At 42.7% G+C, this 21960-nt stretch carries 24 protein-coding genes and 2 pseudogenes; 1 reads left to right on the top strand and 25 read right to left on the bottom strand.

Annotated features, from left to right (window positions below; translation table 11 throughout):
• Positions 1 to 30: 30 nt before the first annotated feature.
• On the bottom strand, positions 31 to 2028 hold the full coding sequence (gene metG / locus ACWPVL_RS09820; protein WP_454388599.1) for a methionine--tRNA ligase: 1998 nt from the start codon (positions 2026 to 2028) through the stop codon (positions 31 to 33).
• Positions 2029 to 2392: 364 nt separating this feature from the next.
• Between metG and ACWPVL_RS09815 the strand changes: the two genes are divergently transcribed.
• Positions 2393 to 2854: a DUF805 domain-containing protein gene (locus ACWPVL_RS09815; protein WP_454388597.1), complete on the top strand. Its 462-nt coding sequence runs from the start codon at positions 2393 to 2395 to the stop codon at positions 2852 to 2854.
• Positions 2855 to 2976: 122 nt separating this feature from the next.
• Here ACWPVL_RS09815 and ACWPVL_RS09810 read toward each other — a convergent pair whose 3' ends face one another.
• The 24 genes and pseudogenes from ACWPVL_RS09810 to ACWPVL_RS09695 all read right to left on the bottom strand — a co-directional run bounded on the left by ACWPVL_RS09810 (position 2977) and on the right by ACWPVL_RS09695 (position 21766).
• Positions 2977 to 3561, bottom strand: a complete 585-nt coding sequence (locus tag ACWPVL_RS09810; RefSeq protein WP_454388595.1) for a hypothetical protein — start codon at positions 3559 to 3561, stop codon at positions 2977 to 2979.
• A gap of 46 nt (positions 3562 to 3607) precedes the next feature.
• On the bottom strand, positions 3608 to 4444 hold the full coding sequence (locus tag ACWPVL_RS09805) for an energy-coupling factor transporter transmembrane component T family protein (protein ID WP_454388593.1): 837 nt from the start codon (positions 4442 to 4444) through the stop codon (positions 3608 to 3610).
• Positions 4437 to 5240 (bottom strand): annotated as a pseudogene (locus ACWPVL_RS09800) (energy-coupling factor ABC transporter ATP-binding protein); the annotation flags it as partial. The pseudogene ACWPVL_RS09800 and the gene ACWPVL_RS09805, both read right to left, overlap by 8 nt.
• A 27-nt stretch (positions 5241 to 5267) precedes the next feature.
• Positions 5268 to 6113 (bottom strand): annotated as a pseudogene (locus ACWPVL_RS09795) (DUF3744 domain-containing protein); the annotation flags it as partial.
• 6 nt (positions 6114 to 6119) lie between these two features.
• Positions 6120 to 6881, bottom strand: coding sequence for a nucleoside phosphorylase (locus tag ACWPVL_RS09790; protein WP_454388591.1), 762 nt, complete (start codon positions 6879 to 6881; stop codon positions 6120 to 6122).
• A gap of 328 nt (positions 6882 to 7209) precedes the next feature.
• On the bottom strand, positions 7210 to 8121 hold the full coding sequence (locus ACWPVL_RS09785; protein ID WP_454388589.1) for a DUF4299 family protein: 912 nt from the start codon (positions 8119 to 8121) through the stop codon (positions 7210 to 7212).
• A gap of 285 nt (positions 8122 to 8406) precedes the next feature.
• Positions 8407 to 8757, bottom strand: coding sequence for a TfoX/Sxy family protein (locus ACWPVL_RS09780; RefSeq protein WP_454388587.1), 351 nt, complete (start codon positions 8755 to 8757; stop codon positions 8407 to 8409).
• A gap of 9 nt (positions 8758 to 8766) precedes the next feature.
• Positions 8767 to 9183 carry a VOC family protein gene (locus ACWPVL_RS09775; RefSeq protein WP_454388585.1) on the bottom strand — a complete coding sequence of 139 codons (417 nt, stop codon included), beginning with the start codon at positions 9181 to 9183 and terminating at the stop codon, positions 8767 to 8769.
• A gap of 56 nt (positions 9184 to 9239) precedes the next feature.
• A complete protein-coding gene (locus ACWPVL_RS09770) occupies positions 9240 to 10043 on the bottom strand; it encodes a helix-turn-helix transcriptional regulator (RefSeq protein ID WP_454388583.1) in 804 nt (267 codons plus the stop codon).
• 239 nt (positions 10044 to 10282) lie between these two features.
• Complete coding sequence (trhO, locus tag ACWPVL_RS09765) at positions 10283 to 11269, bottom strand: oxygen-dependent tRNA uridine(34) hydroxylase TrhO (RefSeq protein WP_454388581.1); 987 nt, start codon at positions 11267 to 11269, stop codon at positions 10283 to 10285.
• 137 nt (positions 11270 to 11406) lie between these two features.
• On the bottom strand, positions 11407 to 11718 hold the full coding sequence (locus ACWPVL_RS09760; protein ID WP_454388579.1) for a DUF6773 family protein: 312 nt from the start codon (positions 11716 to 11718) through the stop codon (positions 11407 to 11409).
• A gap of 9 nt (positions 11719 to 11727) precedes the next feature.
• Positions 11728 to 12405, bottom strand: coding sequence for a CPBP family intramembrane glutamic endopeptidase (locus ACWPVL_RS09755; protein WP_454388577.1), 678 nt, complete (start codon positions 12403 to 12405; stop codon positions 11728 to 11730).
• Positions 12402 to 12878, bottom strand: a complete 477-nt coding sequence (locus ACWPVL_RS09750; RefSeq protein WP_454388575.1) for a DUF6773 family protein — start codon at positions 12876 to 12878, stop codon at positions 12402 to 12404. Before ACWPVL_RS09750 ends, ACWPVL_RS09755 begins: the two co-directional genes overlap by 4 nt.
• A gap of 44 nt (positions 12879 to 12922) precedes the next feature.
• Complete coding sequence (locus ACWPVL_RS09745; RefSeq protein WP_454388624.1) at positions 12923 to 13417, bottom strand: DUF6773 family protein; 495 nt, start codon at positions 13415 to 13417, stop codon at positions 12923 to 12925.
• A gap of 19 nt (positions 13418 to 13436) precedes the next feature.
• The gene (locus ACWPVL_RS09740; protein ID WP_005591814.1) at positions 13437 to 13634 is read right to left on the bottom strand and encodes a helix-turn-helix transcriptional regulator; all 198 of its coding nucleotides are present in this window, start codon (positions 13632 to 13634) and stop codon (positions 13437 to 13439) included.
• Positions 13618 to 13809, bottom strand: coding sequence for a potassium transporter (locus ACWPVL_RS09735; protein WP_454388573.1), 192 nt, complete (start codon positions 13807 to 13809; stop codon positions 13618 to 13620). Before ACWPVL_RS09735 ends, ACWPVL_RS09740 begins: the two co-directional genes overlap by 17 nt.
• Positions 13810 to 13943: 134 nt before the next feature.
• The gene (locus tag ACWPVL_RS09730; protein WP_454388571.1) at positions 13944 to 14507 is read right to left on the bottom strand and encodes an ECF-type riboflavin transporter substrate-binding protein; all 564 of its coding nucleotides are present in this window, start codon (positions 14505 to 14507) and stop codon (positions 13944 to 13946) included.
• Between the two features lie 11 nt (positions 14508 to 14518).
• Entirely contained in the window at positions 14519 to 15364 is an 846-nt protein-coding gene (locus tag ACWPVL_RS09725) for an SAM hydrolase/SAM-dependent halogenase family protein (RefSeq protein ID WP_454388569.1), read from the bottom strand.
• A gap of 224 nt (positions 15365 to 15588) precedes the next feature.
• Positions 15589 to 16182 (bottom strand): MptD family putative ECF transporter S component, encoded by a 594-nt coding sequence (locus tag ACWPVL_RS09720; protein ID WP_454388567.1) that lies wholly within the window; start codon positions 16180 to 16182, stop codon positions 15589 to 15591.
• Positions 16183 to 16640: 458 nt separating this feature from the next.
• On the bottom strand, positions 16641 to 17333 hold the full coding sequence (locus tag ACWPVL_RS09715; protein WP_005591809.1) for a methionine ABC transporter permease: 693 nt from the start codon (positions 17331 to 17333) through the stop codon (positions 16641 to 16643).
• Position 17334: 1 nt separating this feature from the next.
• A complete protein-coding gene (locus ACWPVL_RS09710) occupies positions 17335 to 18399 on the bottom strand; it encodes a methionine ABC transporter ATP-binding protein (protein ID WP_454388565.1) in 1065 nt (354 codons plus the stop codon).
• Positions 18389 to 19765: a M20/M25/M40 family metallo-hydrolase gene (locus ACWPVL_RS09705; protein ID WP_454388563.1), complete on the bottom strand. Its 1377-nt coding sequence runs from the start codon at positions 19763 to 19765 to the stop codon at positions 18389 to 18391. Before ACWPVL_RS09705 ends, ACWPVL_RS09710 begins: the two co-directional genes overlap by 11 nt.
• A 206-nt stretch (positions 19766 to 19971) precedes the next feature.
• The gene (locus tag ACWPVL_RS09700; protein ID WP_454388561.1) at positions 19972 to 20847 is read right to left on the bottom strand and encodes a MetQ/NlpA family ABC transporter substrate-binding protein; all 876 of its coding nucleotides are present in this window, start codon (positions 20845 to 20847) and stop codon (positions 19972 to 19974) included.
• An 85-nt stretch (positions 20848 to 20932) separates the two neighbouring features.
• Positions 20933 to 21766 (bottom strand): transporter substrate-binding domain-containing protein, encoded by an 834-nt coding sequence (locus tag ACWPVL_RS09695; RefSeq protein ID WP_045500765.1) that lies wholly within the window; start codon positions 21764 to 21766, stop codon positions 20933 to 20935.
• Between the last annotated feature and the right edge of the window lie 194 nt (positions 21767 to 21960).

The raw sequence follows: 21960 nt of genomic DNA, 5'->3' as shown, positions 1-21960 counted from the left end.
ATCAATTGAAATAATGGGCTACAAAATTCTCTACCCAATCAAACTTCCATTTATCACTTTCTCGTCCACAGTCAGGAGAGTCAGTTGGTCACCGTGCTCGGCTGAGAGAATCATGCCTTGACTGATGCGGCCCATCATTTTGCGCGGCTTGAGGTTGGCTACGATTTGGACTTTCTTTCCGACCAGTTCTTGCTCGTTTGGATAGTATTTAGCAATACCAGAGAGGATTTGGCGGTCCTCACCGTCTCCTGCATCCAAGCGGAACTGAAGAAGCTTATCTGAGCCTTCAACTTTAGACACCTCCTTGACTTCTGCGACACGGATTTCCACCTTATCGAAGTCGTCAAACTTGATCGCTTCACGGTTAAGTTTAAGCTCGACTTCTTCTGGATTCCATTCTTTTTCAACCGCAGGTTTGTTTCCTTCCATTTGTTCTTTGATATAGGCAATTTCTTCTTCCATATCCAGACGTGGGAAGATTGGTGTCCCTTTCTCTACAACTGTCAGGCCTGCTGGGAGCTGGTCAATTGCTAGATTTTCCAGAGACGTTGCTTGAGGCAAGCCCAATTGACTGAGGACAGCCTTGCTAGTTTCCATCATAAATGGTTCAATCAAGTGAGCTACAACACGGAGGCTGGCTGCCAAGTGGCTCATGACTGCTGCCAGTTCTTTGACCTTGCCTTCATCCTTAGCCAAAACCCAAGGAGCAGTTTCATCAATGTATTTATTGGTGCGTGAGATGAGCGTCCAGACTGCTTCCAGCGCGCGTGGGTAGTCCACTGCATCCATGTGTTTATAGTAGTCAGTGATAGATTCAGCTGCCACTTGAGCCAGAGCTCCGTCAAAGTCTGTCACATTTTCTTCATAGGCTGGCACTTGACCGTCAAAGTACTTGTTAATCATGGAAACAGTACGATTGAGCAAGTTCCCTAGGTCATTAGCTAACTCATAGTTGATACGGCCAACGTAGTCCTCAGGTGTGAATGTTCCATCAGATCCCACCGGAAGACTGCGCATGAGGTAGTAACGAAGTGGATCCAGTCCATAACGCTCTACCAACATTTCAGGATAGACCACATTGCCCTTAGACTTGGACATCTTGCCATCTTTCATGACAAACCAGCCGTGAGCAATCAGGCGGTCAGGCAGCTTGATATCCAGCATCATGAGCAAGATTGGCCAGTAGATAGAGTGGAAACGCAGAATGTCCTTGCCCACCATGTGGAAGACAGTGCCATTCCAGAATTTATCGTAGTTGGCATGGTCTTCCTGACCATAGCCAAGAGCAGTCGCATAGTTGAGCAGGGCATCAATCCAAACATAGACCACGTGTTTAGGATTTGATGGCACCGGCACGCCCCAAGTAAAGGTCGTCCGAGAAACGGCTAGGTCTTCCAAGCCTGGCTCGATGAAGTTTTTCAACATTTCATTAAGACGACCATCAGGTGTGATAAAGTCTGGTTGAGATTTGAAAAATTCTACCAAGCGATCTTGGTACTTGCTGAGGCGAAGGAAGTAAGACTCTTCTGATACCCACTCCACTTCATGTCCAGATGGCGCAATCCCACCCGTTACATTTCCAGCTTCGTCACGAAAAACTTCTGCCAGCTGGCTTTCGGTGAAAAATTCCTCATCAGATACAGAATACCAACCTGAATATTCACCTAAATAGATATCATCTTGAGCTAAGAGTTTTTCAAAGACATCCGCTACAACCTTTTCATGGTAGTCATCGGTCGTCCGGATAAATTTATCATAAGAAATATCCAAGAGCTGCCAGAGCTCCTTAACGCCAACCACCATGCCATCGACATAAGCTTGTGGGCTGATCCCAGCTTCTTCAGCTTTTTGCTGGATTTTTTGACCGTGCTCATCAAGACCAGTCAGATAGAAAACATCATAGCCCATGAGACGCTTGTAGCGAGCTAGAACATCGCAGGCAATGGTCGTATAGGCAGACCCGATATGGAGCTTACCAGACGGGTAGTAAATAGGTGTCGTAATATAAAACGGTTGTTTTGTAGTCATTTTTTAATCCTTTCAAGGCTAATGAAACCTTTTTTGATAACACTTCATTATATCATATTTCCTAGCGATTAAAAGAGGGGAACTGACATTGATTTTAGGCCTTCTTCTCTTCAAATAAATAAGGACGATAGGTTTTATTCCATAGTTTCTTTCGACAATAGTAATAGTAAATAACAGCTCTATTCATCAAATCAGTTGAGAAACAAGCTTCTTAGTTTGTTCATAATTTTTCTCTAGGGCTATAATAAAACAGCTTGATTTAGCCACCTATTTTATTCTAGCCAAAGATCGCTATTTCCCCAAAACTTGCCAATTCTTGCTAAATATAGTAGAATATATAAAAAATATTTAAGGAGATTACTACATGATTGATGCATATAAAAAATTTTGGAAGGGCTATGTGGATTTCACTGGTCGCTCAACTCGCCCAGAATATTGGTGGCCCATTCTCTGCCATTTTTTAGTAATGATACTAATACTTTGTACTGCTCTTCTGATTGAGACGGTTTTGAACTCTGAGATTGGAGGATCCTTATTTTCTGGCCTGATGCTTGTCTATTACATTGCAATTCTGCTTCCCTCTCTCGCCATTAAAGTTCGACGATTGCGAGATGGTGGCTATCATTGGGCTCTTCTCTTTTTGTACTTGGTCCCACTTTTTGGCTATTTTATTCTGTTTATTTTTTATTGTCAGCCTACAAAATATGAACTCCTTAGCAATGATTCCTATAATAATACAGACTACCAAGATCAGCAATTTAGCCAAAATCCCTATCAAGAGCAGCAAAATTACCAACAAAATTTTGTAACAACTGAAAACGAGTAAAGTCCATTGAATCAAGCAAAAAGCATTCTACTTTAACAGGCCTCCCGAAAGGTTAGATTTTTGTGTCTAACTCTTTGGGAGGCCTGTTAAATTTACCTGTTTTTTATATTTGTTAAAGCATACTATTTTTCCATAGCTTCATTATAGATTCGAATCCAAGGAGCAACTTGATTCATCACATCTAAAAACTGTAGTAAGTCAATATATTTTTGATCCGTATAAGGCCCAAAAGCCAGACGAACATCTTTGTTAGAACTCATTGGATTGTAATACAGATAAAGGTGATGAACTTTTGCATACTTTGTTTGTTCCACTTCCTCAATCTTAATGGTCACATCAGCTAAGTCAGAAAGCATGAGAAATTGGAAATAAGTATCAACCCGTATGATGACATCCTTGTAGAGATAGAGAGATAGGCTTTCACGCACATAACGAGAGTCGCTATAAATTAGTTGAAAATCCTTTTCAAGCTCTGGAAAGTGAGAATAAAGTTCTTGACAGCGTCGCAAACTCTTTTCTCTATTGACTATAGCAAGACAAGTAAAGAGACCACTCATCGCCATTAGCAAGATGATTGAAATCAGGGTCATTCTCCCCCCGACTTCATCTGTCTGTGACAAAGCCAAGAGCAAAACGAAAGCCCCTAGACCACAAAAAACAGGAAAAACTAATTCCTTATAAAATTTAAAATTTATTTTTTCTTGCACCGATTGATCCTCTCAATCCAAACCTGGCTAGTTTTCCACCTTTAGCCTAGGCCCAAGGATTATAAAAGCGTCCTTGATTGAAAACGAAAAGAAGAAGGCTGAGGGCTAGTAGAAGGACAGACACCACGATTACAAGTTTGTCTAGTTTTCCGAAGGCTTGCTGGGTGTACCAGGTCCGCTTTTTGTTTTTCCCAAAGCGGCGCAGCTCCATGGCCGTCGCGATAGTATTGATTCGCTCGAGCGAACTGAAAATCAGGGGAATGACGATTTGCAGATTCCCCTTGACCCGCTTGCTGAGGGGAGCCTTCTTGGATAATTCTTGCCCACGCGCCTCTTGAGACATCTTGATGAGGTAAAATTCCTCCTGTAAATCTGGAATATAACGCAGGGTCAGACTGACCGCATAGGCAATCTTATAAGAAAGGCCGATTTGATTGAGACTGGAAGCAAATTGACTGGGATGGGTGGTCATGAGAAAGATCACCGCTAGGGGAATCGTTGAGAAATACTTGAGCAAAAGATTCAAGAGATAAAAGAGCTCCTGAAGTGTGAGATTATAAGCTCCCCAGCCTGTCCAGAGCAAATTCTTGGCTCCATAAATCTCCACCCCATACTGTGGTGCAAAGAGATAGACCATGAGAATATTCAGCGCTGCAAAGGTTCCCGCAAAAGCCAAAACAAAAGAAATATCCTTCAGCCGAATCTCAGATACTCGAAATAAGAACAGGGAAGCTAGAGCCACAAGAAGGAGGAAACGCGTATCGTAGCTCATCATGGCCGCCACCGAAACCAGGATAAAAAAGATCAGTTTGCTAGCACCAGAAAGAGCATGGAGAAAAGTCTTTCCGGCATGGTAGCCAATCAATTTCTGTTGATTAAACATGACTTTCCTCCTTTTTTCGCATGTAAAATTGAGTCAGAGCTAGCGGATCCACTCCCAGCTTCTCAGCTAGACTAAAAATCGAAGTTTCCTTTAGATTTGCCGCTGCAATCAACTCATGATTGGACAGAACCTGAGCAGGCGACTGGTCTGCTAAAATCTGGCCGTCCACCACCACGATGGCCCGATCCGAATAATCCAGCATGAGCTGCATATCATGGGTAATCATGATGATGGTATGACCCTGCTGGTTTAGCTCGTCGAGAAAGTCCATCATCTCTGTATAGTGGCGCTGATCCTGACCAGCTGTTGGCTCATCCAAAAGGATAATCTCTGGATTTAGCACCAAGATAGAAGCAATGGTCACCCGCTTCTTCTGACCAAAAGACAGGGCTGAAATCGGCCAACTGCGAAATTCATAGAGACCGCAAGTTTTGAGCACAGCATGAACCCTTTCTTCAATTTCCGCTTCTGCCAAACCACGCAACCGCAGTCCCAGCGCTACTTCATCAAAGATCATTGTGGTCGAAATCATCTGATTGGGATTTTGCAGGACATAGCCAATCCGCTCCGCTCGCTCCTTGATAGAGTCACCCTTGATATCCTGTCCCTGCCAACGATACTCCCCTTCTGTATCAATAAAACGACAGAGAGCCTTGGCTAGCGTAGACTTGCCAGCTCCATTTTTCCCAACGATGGCTATCCGCTCACCCTTGAAAATCTTCAGACTAATATCCCGCAAAATAGGTCTGTCGTTCTGATAGGCAAAAGAAACATGATCGAGTTCCAAAAGTGCTTCGTGACGACTGTCATCCTGCTCTGCTTTTTGGTCGGTCAGATTCTGCGAAAGTCCAGTAAGTTCCAGCTTGGTTAAATCAGCCAGATGAGTCTCGCTTGCCACATCAAAACCAAGCTGCCACAGGGCTGTGATATAGAGGGGTTCTCGGATCCCATTTTCCGCTAAGAGCTTCGTCTTGAGCAGATCATCTGGCGCGCCATTAAAGAGGATTTGCCCATCATTGACAAGAACAACTCGATCAACAGGTCGATAAAGAACATCTTCCAAGCGATGCTCGATGATGATGGTCGTGGTCGCAGCTTCTCTATGAATCAGATCAATCGTATCCTGGCCAGACTTGGGATCGAGATTGGCCAAAGGCTCATCAAACAGCAAAATTGGGCTCTCATCAATCAAGACACCCGCCAGACTGACCCGCTGCTTCTGTCCACCAGACAAGTCTTGAGGACGGTGATCCAAAAGCTGCTCTAGGTCCAGCTGCTTGGCCCAACGCAGGACTTTCTCCTTCATCAAGGGCAAGTCCACCATATCATTTTCCAAGGCAAAGGCCAAATCCTCTGCCACACTGAGCCCGATAAACTGACCATCTGTGTCTTGCAAGACCGTGCTGACAAGATTTGACTTGTCATAAATACTGCTATCAAAGGCTGGCTGCCCCTTAATCAAGAGTTGCCCACTGGCCTGACCCTTGTAAATATTGGGAATAATGCCGTTGAGACACTGACCCAAGGTTGACTTACCAGAGCCAGACGGCCCAATCAGCAGCACCTTTTCCCCTTCATAAATGGTCAGATTGATATGCTTCAAAGTCGGCTCCGACTGAGCCTGATATTGAAAACTAAAATCTTCAAATTGAATAATTGGTTTTTTCATGTTTTTCTATAAGGCCAGAGCGATCTGAATCGCCAGATTGGCCACCTTGTCTTTCTCGTCTAAGTCCGCATGATTAGCCAGATTGCGCATATCCCAAGCCTCCTCAGACAGATGATCCGCCGCATAAAAGAACTGGCAAACTTGAACGCCACGAAAGGCCGCTAGAGCCGCTACAGCCGAGCACTCCATATCCACACAGATAGCTCCCGCCTCTTTTCGCCTGCGTAGCTTGTTCGCAGTCTCTCGGAAAATACCGTCGGTCGTCCAAACCTTGCCCAAGCTATGAGAAATCCCTCGCTGTTCAAGGAAATTTACCAGAAAATCCTGCAAGCCGACATTGACTGCTATCTCCGAACTAGCCGGCTGGTAATGATAGCTAGTCCCCTCATCACGCAAAGCTGCTGTCGGAATAATGACGGATGTTGCTTTGATATCCTCGTCCAGCACACCACAAGTCCCAAAGAGAACCAGCTTCTTCATACCAAAAGCAATCAAATCCTCCAGAATAGCCACACAAGCGGAAGCCCCAACTGGTGCATTGAAAAGAGCTAGCTCCTGCCCATCTGCAAAGACCCGATAGATAGGAATTTCAATGTTAGCCATAGACGTCGTCGTAATCAACTCATGGTCAAAATCCGCCAGCATTCGTGCAAAGGTCTCCCGAGCAAAGCAGGACACTGCCGTCTGCGGAAAGCCTTCAATAGGCTCTATCAAATCCTCTGGATTGATGATGGCCTTACGGTTTTGATCAAACTCTTCAAGAATCATCGACTTGTTTTGTCCCTTTCTTTAGCATAAAATAGCCAGTTAACATCCACTGACTCTATCTTACTATTGTATCATAAAAAGGCGGGCCACTGACTATCGCCTGCATATTTTCTAGCTAGCCAAGGATATAGGCAGACTCTATAGCAGGGACAGGTTCAAACCCATTTCAAAACAAAAAAATTGGGATAAAGCAACTGCCCCCCAAGCGCTAGATTAATATCTAGCTATCGGAGGGCAGTCAATCTGAATGAGAGTTTTCACATAAAAAGATTATTCATCCATAAATGGAAGCTAAACTGGCTGAGTCCAGTCTTGGCATGAACAAAGACTACAAAACAAACTCCTGGCAATCTTCAAAGAGAGCTTTCATTTGGGCAAAAGTCATAGCAGAAACAAGAACTTTCTCAGCATCAAATAATTGTGTCATATTTTCAGGAAGCTTGTCCAAAAAATCTGAATATAAAATTCTCTTGTAAATAAAGAATTTCTCCAGATTGTCCGGGTCTGCATCATCACATCCGACCAGATTACAGCACCAGCTAAGTTTTGATTCATCAATATATTCAGTATCTTCTTGTGCGAGGGTAGGTACGAGAGGAAGGATTGTATCAACACCAGCAGTTAGCGTATAGGTCCCTAAAATTTTTTCATTCTGCTCACTTCCATAAAATTTACTTTGAGCGTCATAGGCACCAATATACTGTCGAGTGGTGAAAAAATCGCTATAACTCTGAGCAGGATTATCTGCCTTCAAGAAACCTTCCACCAGATGTGGACTTAGGGCAAGCGTTCTCCGAATACCATCTTGATACACAAGCTCATAGCCTGATTTTAGAAAGTCCTCCAAGCCAAAAACTATGTCCTCTTGATAAGGGTAGTCCCAGACACTTGAACTGCTATATTCTCTACCATGTTCATCACGGATGCTTGTCCCCAAGCGACTTGATAACTTAGAAACCAAAGTAAGAGCCTGAGACCAATCAGCAAGTGTTGAAGGAGTCAGAATCCGCACATTGTAAGTTTGTTGAGTCTTATCATATTCCAAGTCAATATAACGGCCAGACTTTGCAGGAACCCAGCATTTCAATAGAGCAATCTTATCTAGTCCAAGGTACATAAACTCTTTCTGTATAGGGTGGGGTTCCAGTCCATCAACAAATCCAAGCAATTCACTGATTTTTAAAACTTTCTGAAATCCTAGAAAACCCCGCTTATTTGGAATGGAAAATGTAATACTCATAAAGCAAACCTCCTTATATTATCTTGTTATATTATAACATATGCTACAAGAATGTAAAATAAAGACCTATAACTAGAAAAATAGAGCTATAAGAGATTTTCTAGATTTATTTCTAAAAATACTAGCTTGCCATACCATCATCCTAAAATACATAACGCTGAGCCCCATTACTAAACAGGTTGTCTTTCCATATCAAAAACAGCCCCAGTGGACTGTTTTTTTATTCTTTATGCAGGACTTACTTCATTTAAGCTCTCCCCAATCACAGCCAAACGCTCTATCACTTCATTTTTGCGTCAGCTCCTGATTGTAGGCCAAAGCTAGCTTGATCCAGTAAGGCAGTTCCTTTTGTCCTTCGCCATCTAAATCAATATAGCCATGATAAAGCCTACCCTTCATCACTGTGACACTGGCACCATTTTTAGGCAGAACCTGCTTTTCCATTTCCTTACCGATGCGGACCATGACAAGCTCTTGACCTCTCGAACTCACAGTAACGGTCATCTTACCTCGGATCATAAAAGCCAATCCACCAAACATCTTCTTCTCTTCTACCTCTTCTTCAAAAACATGAGGGGGAAGTTCAGTAGCTAAAATGGTACGAATCTGTTGAGCCAAAGATTTACTATATGTCATCGCTCTCCCCTACTTCATCATCACATCCCAGCCGATACCAAAACGGTCAATCAAGCGGCCATAAAACTTAGCAAAATCTTGATTCTCTAGAGCATAGAGAATCCGTCCACCTTCAGCAAGCTTGGCAAAAAGCTCATCGGCTTCTTCTCTACTGTCTGGGCTCAGAACTAACCATTGATTGGGCTGATGATTGCTAGGAATAGATAGGTCGTTAAAAATGCCTACATCCTCACCATTCAGGGTCAAGTTTTCCGTATCTAAGGCAATCCAGGCAAGCTTATCCCGTTTTTCTGCAGGAAGGTTTGCTGGGTCCATCATCTCACTGGCTCGGACAAGTCCCTTTATCTCTGTCTGAAAAAGATCTGCATAGAAACGAAAAGCTTCTTCGGCCTGACCATTAAAACTTAAAAACACGTCTAATTTCATTATTGTTCCTCCAATTTTTTATATCTGAGAATAAATCTCTAGTATCAGTTTATCAATTAGGATAAAATTTTTCTTATTCTCAATTGCGCTTGTTTGGCTAGGGAACGCATGATTAAAACTGGAAGATTAACTGTAATAGGTGGATCGCTGGGCAAAGGCCTGCGCATGCTGATTTCCTCCTGATAGATGCTATCGCCTGAAAAAGCGAGAGGCTCATCGCTGCCCCAGCGAAAGTTATGCTTCAAGACATAGTTTTTAGTTAGGTGTAAATCCTCCAGCAATTCACAGGCCAAAAGATAGTAGTGACCATCGGGTACATTTTCAAAAGTAAACCGGCTCTCCTGACTTAGTGCTACTCCGATAACCGGCTCTTCTTTGGGAATGCGGGTTTTAAAAAGCCCGACACAGCTAATGCGTGGTTCATACCCCTCAGGATAAGATAGCGCCACGGTCAAGCGATTGCCACTTTTACAGTCGGGATCCTGATGCAATAAAGCTCCCTTCTCATCCAGCTGTTTGACCATAAAATCATAAGCCTTGGTTGATTCTTGATAGTATTTTTTAGGCGAAAGTCCAGTATGCCGCTTAAAAGTATTGGAAAAACTGCCTAGACTATCATAACCAGCTTCCATAGAGGTCTCAGTCACATTTTGCCGGCCTTCTACAATCTCCTGAATTCCTTTTTCCATCTTAAGAGCTTCCACATATTGCTTGATAGAAAAGCCCATCTTTTTCTTGAAAGTTCTGGATAGATGGGAAGGACTATAATGGAAATGATGAGCCAAATTGGTCAGACTCAGCTCTTCATCTGCATGCTGACGCAAATAGGCTGCCACTTCTTCCATGATAGCTTTAGACATAGACTTGCTCCTTTCCCATTTATTTAAGCCCATTATATCACATCAAAAAGAAAGGACAAAAACCAAAACCGCGGAAAGAAAACCAGAAAGCAAGTAATACTCCGAGAGATATCCCAAAAATTAGCGGAAATAGTTCGCCTTCCCAAATCTCTATCTAACAAGCCTTTTATTTGTAGGTAAATGATGAAAAAAACTTTAGACGCTTGAAACATCTAAAGTTTTTTATCTTCACGATTAAATTACTGAGCCACCAATGTTTCCAAACTTTCCCCAATCGTAGCCAAACGTTCCACCACTTCAGCTTGGCTCAGACCGTTTTCAGTCACATAGCGGTTGCGAGGGTGAACACGGCATTCGTGAGAGCATCCACGGAGGTACTTGTCTTCGTTTTCTTCTGAAGTTAGGATGCGGCGGTTACACTCTGGATTGCCACAGTTGACATAACGCTCACAAGGAGTACCGTCAAACCAGTCTTTCCCAATCACGACTGGATCAACATGGTTGATATCAACGGAGATACGCTCATCAAAGACATACATCTTGCCGTCCCAAAGCTCACCTTGAACTTCTGGATCCTTGCCGTAAGTCGCGATACCGCCATGAAGCTGACCGACATCCTTATATCCTTCACGCACCATCCAGCCTGAGAATTTCTCACAGCGAACACCACCAGTACAGTAAACAACCACGCGCTTGTCCATGAACTTCTCTTTGTTATCACGAACCCATTGCGGCAACTCACGGAAGTTGCGGATGTCTGGACGAATGGCACCACGGAAGTGACCCAGATCGTACTCATAGTCGTTACGAGTGTCTAGGACAACAGTGTCTTCGTCCAAGAGGGCTTCCTTAAATTCCTTAGGCGATAGGTAAGCTCCTGTCGTTTCCAGCGGGTTGATGTCATTATCAAAATCATTGTCTTCCAAGCCCAAGTGCACGATTTCTTTCTTGTAGCGAACAAACATTTTCTTGAAAGCTTGCTCATTTTCTTCGTCAATCTTGAACCAAAGGTCTTCCATGCCCGGAAGGCTGTGTACATAATCCATGTATTTTTGAGTGGTTTCATAGTCACCAGAAACCGTTCCGTTGATTCCCTCATCTGCCACTAGAATACGGCCTTTCAGACCGATAGATTTACAGAAGGCCAGATGATCAGCTGCAAATTTCTCAGCATTCTCAATCGGAACATATTTGTAGTAAAGTAGGACGCGAATATCTTTTGCCATAAGATTTCAACTCTCTTTTCTCTATAAAATTTTCTGAATTTTTTAATTCATCTATTTATTATAACGCGAGAAGAAAAGCTGGGCAAAAAATTTGTTTGGAAAATAGCAGAGCTGGAATCTCTACGCAGAAAAGCAGGTTAGCCCTCTTTCTCCAATTCTTCCAAATACTTATCGAAGCGATTCTTCTGCCGCTTGCTGAGGCTCTCTAAGAAACTATTGTAATAATTAGCCCCCAGATACTGAGCTCGACACATAAAATAAAAGCTACTGATGAGAATCAAAAGCAAGAATGACTGATAGTGAACGACTCCCCCATTCATAGCGACAGAACCCATATATAAAGCTAAACTGCCACATAGCATGAGACTGAAACTCTCCATACCAGCCTTGTTGACCAGTTGCTCTTCCCGCTCGTCCAAGATCTGACGTTTAATAAGTTTCATTTTCATTTCAAGCTCCTATACTTCTACTCCAACAATAGTAATTAACAACATAAGAATAGCAGGAAGTCCGTTATTTATCATGTGAACTGCGATACTGACTTCCAAGCGCCGAGTTCGATAAGCCAGCAAGGTCAAAATCACAGAAGCACCGCCATAAATCACAAAAGACATGATATTGGTTGGACCATGAAAAATCGCAAAGAGCAGTCCGCCTATGATATAGCCCCAGATTTCATAGCCTCTAAAGATTTTGAGAGGAATGATGCCACGGAAAATAATTTCTTCTGCGATAGGCGCTAAAATTCCAAGCATGATAGGCAATAAAACTATATCTCCTCTTCGGAACTCCTCCATCAAAGACGCCTGATTAGCCGTTGTCACTTCTCCATGCAGCCACCGTAGTAGTACCGTCCCAAGGACAGATATGAGCAACATTCCTAAGAGGCCTAGAGCAATTCGCTTCCCATCTCCTTTTTGAAAGATTGTTCCAGACGGAGATAAAATTCCAGTTTTCTTTGCTACCACGACAAAGACCAGCCAGACTAGGAAAATCAGCAAAAGCCCAAGACCAATGGTCCACTGTTTGGGAAATTGATAAATTATGGCTACCTGCTGAAACAGCATAGGGAGGATATACAAGCCCAAGGCTAAGAAAGCACAGCCAACCCAGATCAATCGTTTCCACCAAGTCATTCCTCATCCTCCAATTCCTGATCGAGCTTTGCCTGACCTTTACTATTTAGGTAAAGACTGATCTTGTCCATGATCAAGCTTCCAAGCATAAACAGTAGCATTGCAAGAGCCAGCTTGAGCAGATACAAAATGCTGAACATGCTAGCCAGATTTTCTCGCTGACCAAAGAAATCAATGCCTATAACGATGAGAACAAAGACAAGTCCACCGCCAAAACGCTCTGGCCATTTTTCCTCTCTCACCATATCGCGAACATCAATGCCTAGGCTTATGCGACGAAGCAAGGCATATAGACCTACTAGGGTAAGTAGAATACTCTCTGGCAGATAGGCCAGCAAGCTTAGATGGAGGATATAGGCTTTGAAAAATACAGAGATAGCCAAGAAGAGGAACATTCCTAGTACTAGTTCTCCTGCAACTTTTCCGTCCAATTTTTCTGTTCGTTCATCTTTTATAACAGGCTGCTTCTTCATTTTTTTACTCACTTTCTTATTTATAAGTTAAAGATTCATTGATTCTAATTCTCATCATTTTCTAGTTCTTGGTCCAATAAAACCTGTCTCTTCTGATAAAAATGATCGACCAACTGATCAAATATACTAGAAAAGGCAGTTATCAAAGCTACAATGAAAATAAATTGCAAAATTGGATGATGGCGAAAGAATGGTCGAAGAGCTGAATTTCCACTCCACATCTGAACAGCCACGATTACAATTGCTAAGATAGCTCCGTTAGCCAAACGACTTCTGAAACTCCTATGCCCAATAGATGGCTTGTCGCGTCTGATGTCAAGGCCCAACTGCCAGCTACGAATGCCAGCATAGATTTCCATACCCAAAATAATCAGAATTTCTGGTAAGTAGCCTTCTACTGGCACATGCCAAATCATGATTTTGATAAAAATAGAAATAAGGAGTAAAATGATCGCAAAAAATGCAACTTCATTTCCTAATTTTCGCTCAAGTTGTAGAGTCCGCTCGTCTGTATAGACTTTTTGTGGTTTGTCCTTCATTTTCTTTCTCACTTTCTTCCTATTCTTCCCAAAACAACTGATCCAGCGTTTTATTGAGGCATTTGCAAATGGCCAAGCATAGACTAAGACTGGGATTGTACTTGCCTGCCTCAATCAGGCCAATGGTCTGACGAGTCACGCCGATAGCATCAGCCAAGTCGCCTTGAGTCATGTCATGCTCAGCCCTTGCCATTTTTAACCTAAGATTTTTTGCCATGGCCACCATCCTTTTCGTATTTCTTTTGCCCGTCTATGGCGTAGAAAGTAGAGCCAAGGGCGACATTACTAAAAGCAAGTATGATAAAGGTTTGATCTTTCTGAATCATGCCAACAACTAGTAGAACGATCGCCGATACAAGACAGATAAGCAGGACACTTACTTTCTTATTCATATCTGCGCTCCTTTCGTCTTTATAAGTCTATTATACAATATATTTTAAATAATGCAATATATAAATTACATTTTGTTTTTTATTTTGTACAAAAAAAGATTGGAACGTTCCCAATCTTTAATTATCTAATTTGATTAATCTTTCTTAAGGCTGCCTGAGCGAGTCTGAGTACGGGCGTAGGCTAGTAAGAGCAAGGTTCCTGCTACGGCAACTGTTACTCCATTGGACAGAGTTGCCACAAAGCCTTGCACAAAGACCTTATTGACCGGCTCGCTATAAATCAAAATGTCTCCAATTGGAGCGACCAAGAGCCAGACAAAAGCATTGGCCAAAAGCTGGAAGATATTGAAGTTGACGATGTCTTTCACTTCAAAAACACCTTCTGCTGCACGAATGCGATTTTTAAACAAACCAAGAATGAAGCCAAAGAAGGCACTAGCGATAATCCATGACCACCAAAGACCGTAGCCAGCCATAGCGTCTTTGATAACGTGGCCAATCAAGCCCATCAGGAAGCCGACAAAGGGGCCAAAAACGACACTAAAGAGGGCCTGAACCGCATATTGCAACTGAATACTGGTATTTGGGACAGGTGTTGGAATGCTAATCATTCCGATAACTACAAAAAGTGCAGCTCCAATCCCCGTTGCAACGACTTCTTTAATGGTAAACTTTGTATCTAAAAATTTCTTTTTCATAATGTTCTCCTTTAATTTTCTATACGTTTAATCTCAATATGCCATTGAGCACCAACACCAACATTATAGGCCTTGGCAAAAGAACCTTGGTTAATAGCCAAGCCCACCCGATAGAGGGAATTGATGTACAAAATCGGCTGACCAATACGGACATCCGCAAAGGACTTGCCATAGGTCACTTGGTTTTGATAAACCAGCATATCATTGTTGTAAATGGTGACTTCAAAACGGTCGCCAAAGTTTGGCTCCAAGGTGCAGAACTCCTCGCGCGTAATTGAAGTCCAAAGCGAGCCAAAGCGAACATCCAAAATGTCAATAGCTCCGCTGACCAAATTATCTGCTAGTTTTGTCTCCACAACAGGGATTTCAACAATTTCTTCGACACTCAACTCTGGGCCAACTTCCTCAAAACTGATATGGCCGCTAGCCAGTTTGGCACCTGTGTAGGCATAGACATCTCGCCCATGGAAGGTATAAGAATGCTCGGTATTCTTGCGGCGATTTTCCACTTCTGAAATCTCACGAATAGCTACGATACCGACATGCTTTTTGATAAAGGACAGAGTACCATTATCAGGTGTCACGATATATTGATTTTTGCTGGTCTTAGCAACCACGCTTTTCCGCTTGGAACCCACTCCCGGATCTACGACCGAAACAAAGGTCGTTCCCTCTGGCCAATAATCTACCGTTTGAAAGAGACGATAACTGCCCTCAAAGATATTGTAAGGGGTGATGTCATGGGTCAAATGATGGATTTTCAGCATTGGTGATTCCTCCAAAGCCACTCCAATCATAGCCGACACTGCTCCATCTACCAGACCGAAGTCCGACTGCAGCACTAATATGTTGTTCATCTTAATCCTCCCAGGCCCTAAGCCTGATATTCTCCAAGTCTTCTAATCTTACCAAAATTAGGCTCTTTTCGCTAGAGCTGGAGGCATAGAATTTTTTTATAACCGTCTATTTCTCAAAGATATAGCATGCAAGCTAGGGCATTTCTGGATCAAACTTATTCCAGAACAATTCCTTGAGCAAGCTAAGATAGGAAAATCCAGCAACTTTCATCTGGCTTGACTTTTTATGACTGAGAGGCAGCTTTTTCACTGCGTTTCTTTACCAGATATTGGCCCAGCAGACCACCGATTAAAGCACCTGCCACGACCGTAACGATAAAACTAGCGATGGTCGGAAAATCCAACGGCAGCAAAATCCTATTGATGTATTCTGCTGTCTTACCACGCGCTACTAAGCTATCAATATAAGCTCGCCGCGCTAGCCACATGAGGATAATAGGGCCTGAATTAACAAAAGAGAAACAAGCAAAGGAAAGCAGATTCAAGAATTTATTTTCGTATTTGCCTAAGCCTGCAATCGTGTCCGCCAAGAGACCGAACACCAAGCCCGGCAGACCAGCAATCATAAAATGACCAGACAGGAGGAAGAATCCTCCCATTATTAGGCCTACTAAGCTGATCGCTCCAAATTTCTTAATCTTACTTTGCAAGCACATATAAACGCTTCCGCCAAAAACTGCAGCAAAAACTGGAGCATAGAGCATATTGCCAGCATTGTCAAAAAAGTGCCCTACTAGTACTCCTAGACCGACACAGAGAAAGTAGAGCAGAGCAAAGACTCCCGTCCATTTCAACTCTTTCAGTGTTAACGATGTCATTATTGAATCCTTTCTAATTGTGAAGCTAAAACTTCATAAAACTATTGATAGCTATATCCTTGATAAGTGAAAATGTGCATTTCATGCTTTGCCATCCTTCCTGCAGGAGGAAGTTTTAGCAGGGTTTGTAGATCTAGCATCCTTGATAAGCTTTCTTCCTAGGAAAACTAGTTGTTTATTAAAGCAACTTTCCTCGGCATGGGCAAAATCCAGCACTGCCAAGAAGTAATTTATTATGCTATTTTTCTATACTTAGCTTTATTTATTATAGCATTATGAAAATAGAATGTAAATTAAATTTTCAGACTTTTCAAAGGAGGATAGCTGACAAAAGGAGGCTGGGACAAAAGTCCTAGCCTCTAAATTGTCTTTGGATTGTCGAGCCCTACTCAACTACGCGGAGGTGGGACGACGAAATCGAATTCTAACGAATTACCGATTTCTGTCCCACTCTCTGTCTAGCGATGACTGATCTTTCTAGTTAGGAAATCTCCCAGAAACTGGATAAAGAAGATAAGAAGCAAGAGCAAAACAGTCGCTAAAATGGTCACGTCTTGGTTGAAACGTTGATAACCGTAGGCAATCGCTACGTTCCCAAGACCGCCTGCACCGATCGCTCCCGCCATAGCTGTTTCACCAACTAGCGAGATTAGGGTCACTGTTGTCACCCGAATCAAGTCTGGTAAGCCTTCACGCAGGTAAACACCGATGATATCCCATGAGTTAGCTCCAACCGCCTGCGCTGCTTCAATCACACCGCGGTCTAATTCTGATAGAACCACCTGCACCTGACGAGCAAAGAAAGGAAAGACTGCCAAAGATAATGGTACCAAAGCTGCTGTTGGACCAATCCCTGTCCCCACAATCATCCGTGTGAAAGGATTGATCAAAGCTAGGAGAATGATAAAGGGAATTGCCCGAAAGATGGACGTGACCTTGTCCAAGATGAAAAAGGCTGTTTTATTTTCTAAAATACCGCCCGGCGCTGTCAATACCAGGAAAAGTCCAGCGATCAAGCCTAGAATCCCACCGATCAGAAAGGAAATAATTGTCATATAAAGTGTCAGATAAATCGCTGTTCCCCAGCCAGCCTGACCAGCCCAGCCCATTTTATAGACGTTAGGCAAAAATGTTTTAATCAAGTCTATCAATCTAAATTCCTCCCTTAAGCACTTTTAATTCTACGCCAGCAGCTTGTAAATTGCTTTGAGTAGACGCAAGATTTTCTGCATCTCCTGACAAAATGACTACCATCTCCCCAACAGGCACATTGTCTAAAATCTCAATGTTTGCATGTAAAATATTGGCTGAAACTTGATACTGCTTGTAGATATCGTTGATAATGGCTGTATCTGTCACCGTACCAGCATACTTCAAATGCGCCAAGACAGAATCTGCTGGCAGGTTTTGCACAATCTTCTGTTGATTGATTTTAACCATCGCTTCAGTGATACCTGTTGCCGTTGTGATAAAGTCTTGGGTCAATTCGTTCTGTGGATTGGTAAAGATATCTAAAACCGAGCCTTCCTCGATCAATTTCCCATTCTGCATAACAGCTACACGATTAGCAATATCTTTGACAATCTGCATTTCGTGCGTGATGAGTACAATCGTCAGCCCCAACTTTTGATTCAAATCCTGAAGCAAGACCAAAATTTGCTTAGTTGTTTTAGGATCCAATGCCGAAGTCGCTTCATCTGAAATTAAGATTTTCGGATCATTAGCCAAGGCTCTAGCAATCGCCACGCGCTGCTTCTGACCGCCAGACAGCTGAGACGGATAATTATCCGCTCGATCTTCCAGACCTACCAGTTCTAAAAGTTTGCGAACTTTCTCCTCTTTTTCAGCAGTAGACAGGGAAGAGTGCTTCAAGGCAAATGCGACATTTTCCTTAGCCGTCATCTGGGCCATCAGATTGAAATGCTGGAAAATCATACCAATATCTTTTCGCTTTTCCCGCAGTTGAGCCGCGTTCAGCTGGACTGTACCCTTGTCGTATAGGACTGTCCCATCCACAGTGATGCGACCACCAGATGGCTTCTGCAGGAGGTTAATAACCCGCACCAAGGTTGACTTTCCGGCACCAGAATAACCCACGATACCGTAAATATCTCCCTGATTAATGTGAATGGTCACATCTTCAACCGCCTTGATGACACGATTTTTCTGTGTAAAAGTGACATCAATACGGTCTAATTTGATAATTTCATTGCTCATAACTTCTGATTAACTCCTTGATTAATTCAATATGGGTATAATAATCGGCAATCTTGACATTTTCGTCGCCACCATGATCCCGACTATTGGCATTTCCCAAGCCAAAGGCAGCCATCGGAACTTCCAAAGCCTCAAAGACTGTATGCATGGGTCCTGTTCCTGCCGAGGTCGGAAGCACCGAGATGCCTTCTGGATAAAAATCCTTGGCCAGTTCAATCACATTCAGGATAGAAGGAGCACTCATATCGCTACGATAGCTCATTTCTCCCAATGTATAAGTTAATTCTACCTTATCATAGCCATTTTTGTCCAGTTGCTTGCGAATCTTGTCCAAGACATCATGAGGCTCTAAGCCTGGTACCAATCGTACTTCCATCTTGGCAGATGCATATGCTGGTAGGATCGTTTTGACTCCTTGTCCCTGATAGCCCGAACTGAAGCCTTCAATGTTAATGGCTGGCTCAAAATAGAAGCGACGGAGGAATTCCTGCCTATCCTCTTTCAAGACCGGAAGCTGGAGTCCATAAATTTCCTTCAACTCTTCTGGTGTTTTCAAGGCATACTGGGCAATCAAAGCCAGCTCTCGCTCATTGGGCTCCTGTACTTGCTCATAGATCCCCTCTACTAAGATTCGACCGTCAGCACTACGCAGGCTAGAGATAGCATCCATCAAGTACCAAGAAGCTGAATTAATGACACCGCCATAGCTAGAATGAATATCAACTTCCGCACTGCGAACAGACATATCAAAGGTGACAATCCCCTTATTTCCACCAGAAATTTCCAACTGGCCTAGATTATTACGCGTGCCCTGCTCCCAGACCAGCAAATCTGCTCCCTGCAAATGTTTCTTATGCTTGGCCAGATATTTATCCAAGTCTGTCGAAGCCGACTCCTCTGCACCTTCCATCATGAAGATGATATTGACTGGCAGCGAACCATGCTCTCGGATATACTTACGCACTGCTGTCAAACGCGCAGTGATGTGTCCCTTGTCATCATCGACCCCGCGACCATACATAACACCGTAGTGGACCGACAGAGTAAAGGGATCGTTGGTCCAAGGCTGGTCATTATCGGCCGGAACCGTATCATAGTGGTGATAGAAAATGATAGTCTTGGCCTCAGGATTGTCCGACTGAAACTCTGCCAATACAAAGGGAGCCGTGTAACTGTCATCAATCATCACTTTAGCACCTGCGGCAGTGAAAATTTCTCCCAGATATGTAGCTACTTCCTTGAGCCCAATTTGCTGGGCAAAGATAGACTTTTTAGAAATCAAAGTCCGCAACACCTCAAAATAGTGTTGGGCCACCTCATCATTTTCAAACTTTTTAATTTGTTCACTCTCAGTTGAGAAAGGCATGTGTAACTCCTACTAATCGCATCTCTTTAAAGATTATCTGCTATGATTCACGAAAGAGCAAAGACTTGCTGTCATGTAAGTCTTTGACTCAGCGTTTTAATATTGCTAAGTTATCTTTGCTGATAAAAACTCTAACTAATAGCAGATAAAGGGCTGGAGAAATCCATTCCCCGCCCTTTCTATCTTCAATTATTTTCTATAAAATCTTACCAAACTGGTTGATCCATACCATCTGAAGATTCTTCAATGACTTTTTTAACTTCGTCAGTATGGTAAGCCTTGATGATTTTCTTGATGGCATCTGCCTTGTCAGATTTTTCCCAATCTTTCTTAGCAGCAATCAGGTTGTACCACAATTTAGAATTTTCATCTGTCTTTTCTTTGTAAAGAGCGCTCTTGTAGTCAATACCAGCTTCACGAACGAAGGTATTGTTGACAACCGCTGCATCTACAGAAGTAAGAGAAGCTGCTGTTTGAGAAGCATCCAATTCAGAAATTTTCAAGTTTTTCTTGTTTTCTTTGATGTTAGCAACAGTCGCAAGCTTCGTTGAATCCACGTCTAACTTGATCAAACCAGCTGCTTGAAGAAGGTTCAAAGCACGGCTTTCGTTTGTTGCATCGTTTGGTACGGCAATGCTTCCGTTTTCTGGAATGTCTTTCACAGCAGTGTATTTGTTTTTGCCATCTTTAGTACCAGAGTAAAGGCGGATTGGTGCGATATACGTATCTGCTACAGAAACCAAGTCAGCATTGTTTTCTTTATTCCAGTTTTTCAAGTAGTAGTAGTGCTGGAAGGCATTAATATCCGCATCACCGTCGCGAACTGCTTGGTTAGGTTGAGAATAGTCTGTAAATTGGGTGAACTCCAATTTAACACCTGCTTTCTCCTTATCAAGGATTTCCTGAACCTTGTCCCAGCGCGCTTCTTCTGTATCGCTAAGGTTCATCACACCAACTTTTACAGTCACTGTTGCACTGTCTGCTGACTTAGCGTTTTTTGATGTTGAAGACGAGCAAGCTGCCAAACCAAATGCTGCTACAGCTAAGAGTGCTGTTGCACCAAACCATTTTTTCAATTTCATGAGATAATCTCCTTATAAAATATATTTTTTCTAATGAAAGGGTTGTAAGTTATTTCCAATTGCCTAGGGCAAAGAAAATCAGAACTTACTTGATATCCTTGGCATCTGGCAAATAAGTGCCGCCAAAGAATTCTTTTGATAATTTTTCAAGTGTTCCATCCTCGTAGAGTTCCTTGATCCGCTTGTTCATGAAGGTTTGAAGCTCTTCTTGTCCTGAAGCAAGGATCGGATAGACATACGGTTGTTGGTCACTTGGAAGTTCAATCACTTCGACATTATCTAAACCTTGGTCTTTGATGATGGTATCTACCGTGATACGCTCAAAGATCTTGTAGTCTGAACGGCCATCATTCAAATTAGCCAAGATTTGCTGGATTGTACCATCTGTGTAGTTGATGGTTGTTGGATTTGAACTGTGTTCTTCATTGTACTTTTCCAGTTGTTTGGCTGTTGAAGTACCTTGAACAACCTCAGTAGACTTGCCTCCGATATCGTCCAGCGACTTGATATTCACTCCTTTACGAACCACCAAGACGGTTGGGTTTTTAGCGTAAGGGTTGGTATAGAGGTATTTACCAGCACGGTCTTCTGAATAACTGATGTTATTGGCACCGATTTGGTAGCGGTCACTGTCCAAGCCAGAGAAAACAGAAGCCCATTTGGTTTTGTTGAAGTTGACTTCGTACTTATCTGAACCTTTGAAGATTTCACGAAGCACTTCAATTTCGTAACCAGTCAGTTTTCCGTCCTTATCCTCATAAGAGAAAGGCTTGGTTGTTCCAACCGTTCCGACTTCAATCGTCTTTTTCTTTGTAGTACTATCTTTACTTGCAGAAGACGAGCAGGCTACAAGCAGCCCAACTGCAAGACTTCCTACCACAGCAGTGGCAGTGTATTTCAATATTTTTTTAATATTCATATCTCTATCTCCTCCTAAAGAGCATGTTTCTATCATACCAAAAGTCGAAAATCCTGACCATTATATATTTTTTATCAAGGTGATAGATTTTCTTTATCACTGATTCGATTATTCAAACTATTTGAAAATATCGAAATCTTGTTTTTCTATGATAACAAAAGAAGAGGAGCTTGCCTAGTTCTTATTTTCTATGA

The organism is Streptococcus sp. Marseille-Q8145, assembly GCF_965112035.1.
Note: the sequence above shows the minus strand (reverse complement) of the source record. Positions and strands in the feature narration are given on the sequence as shown.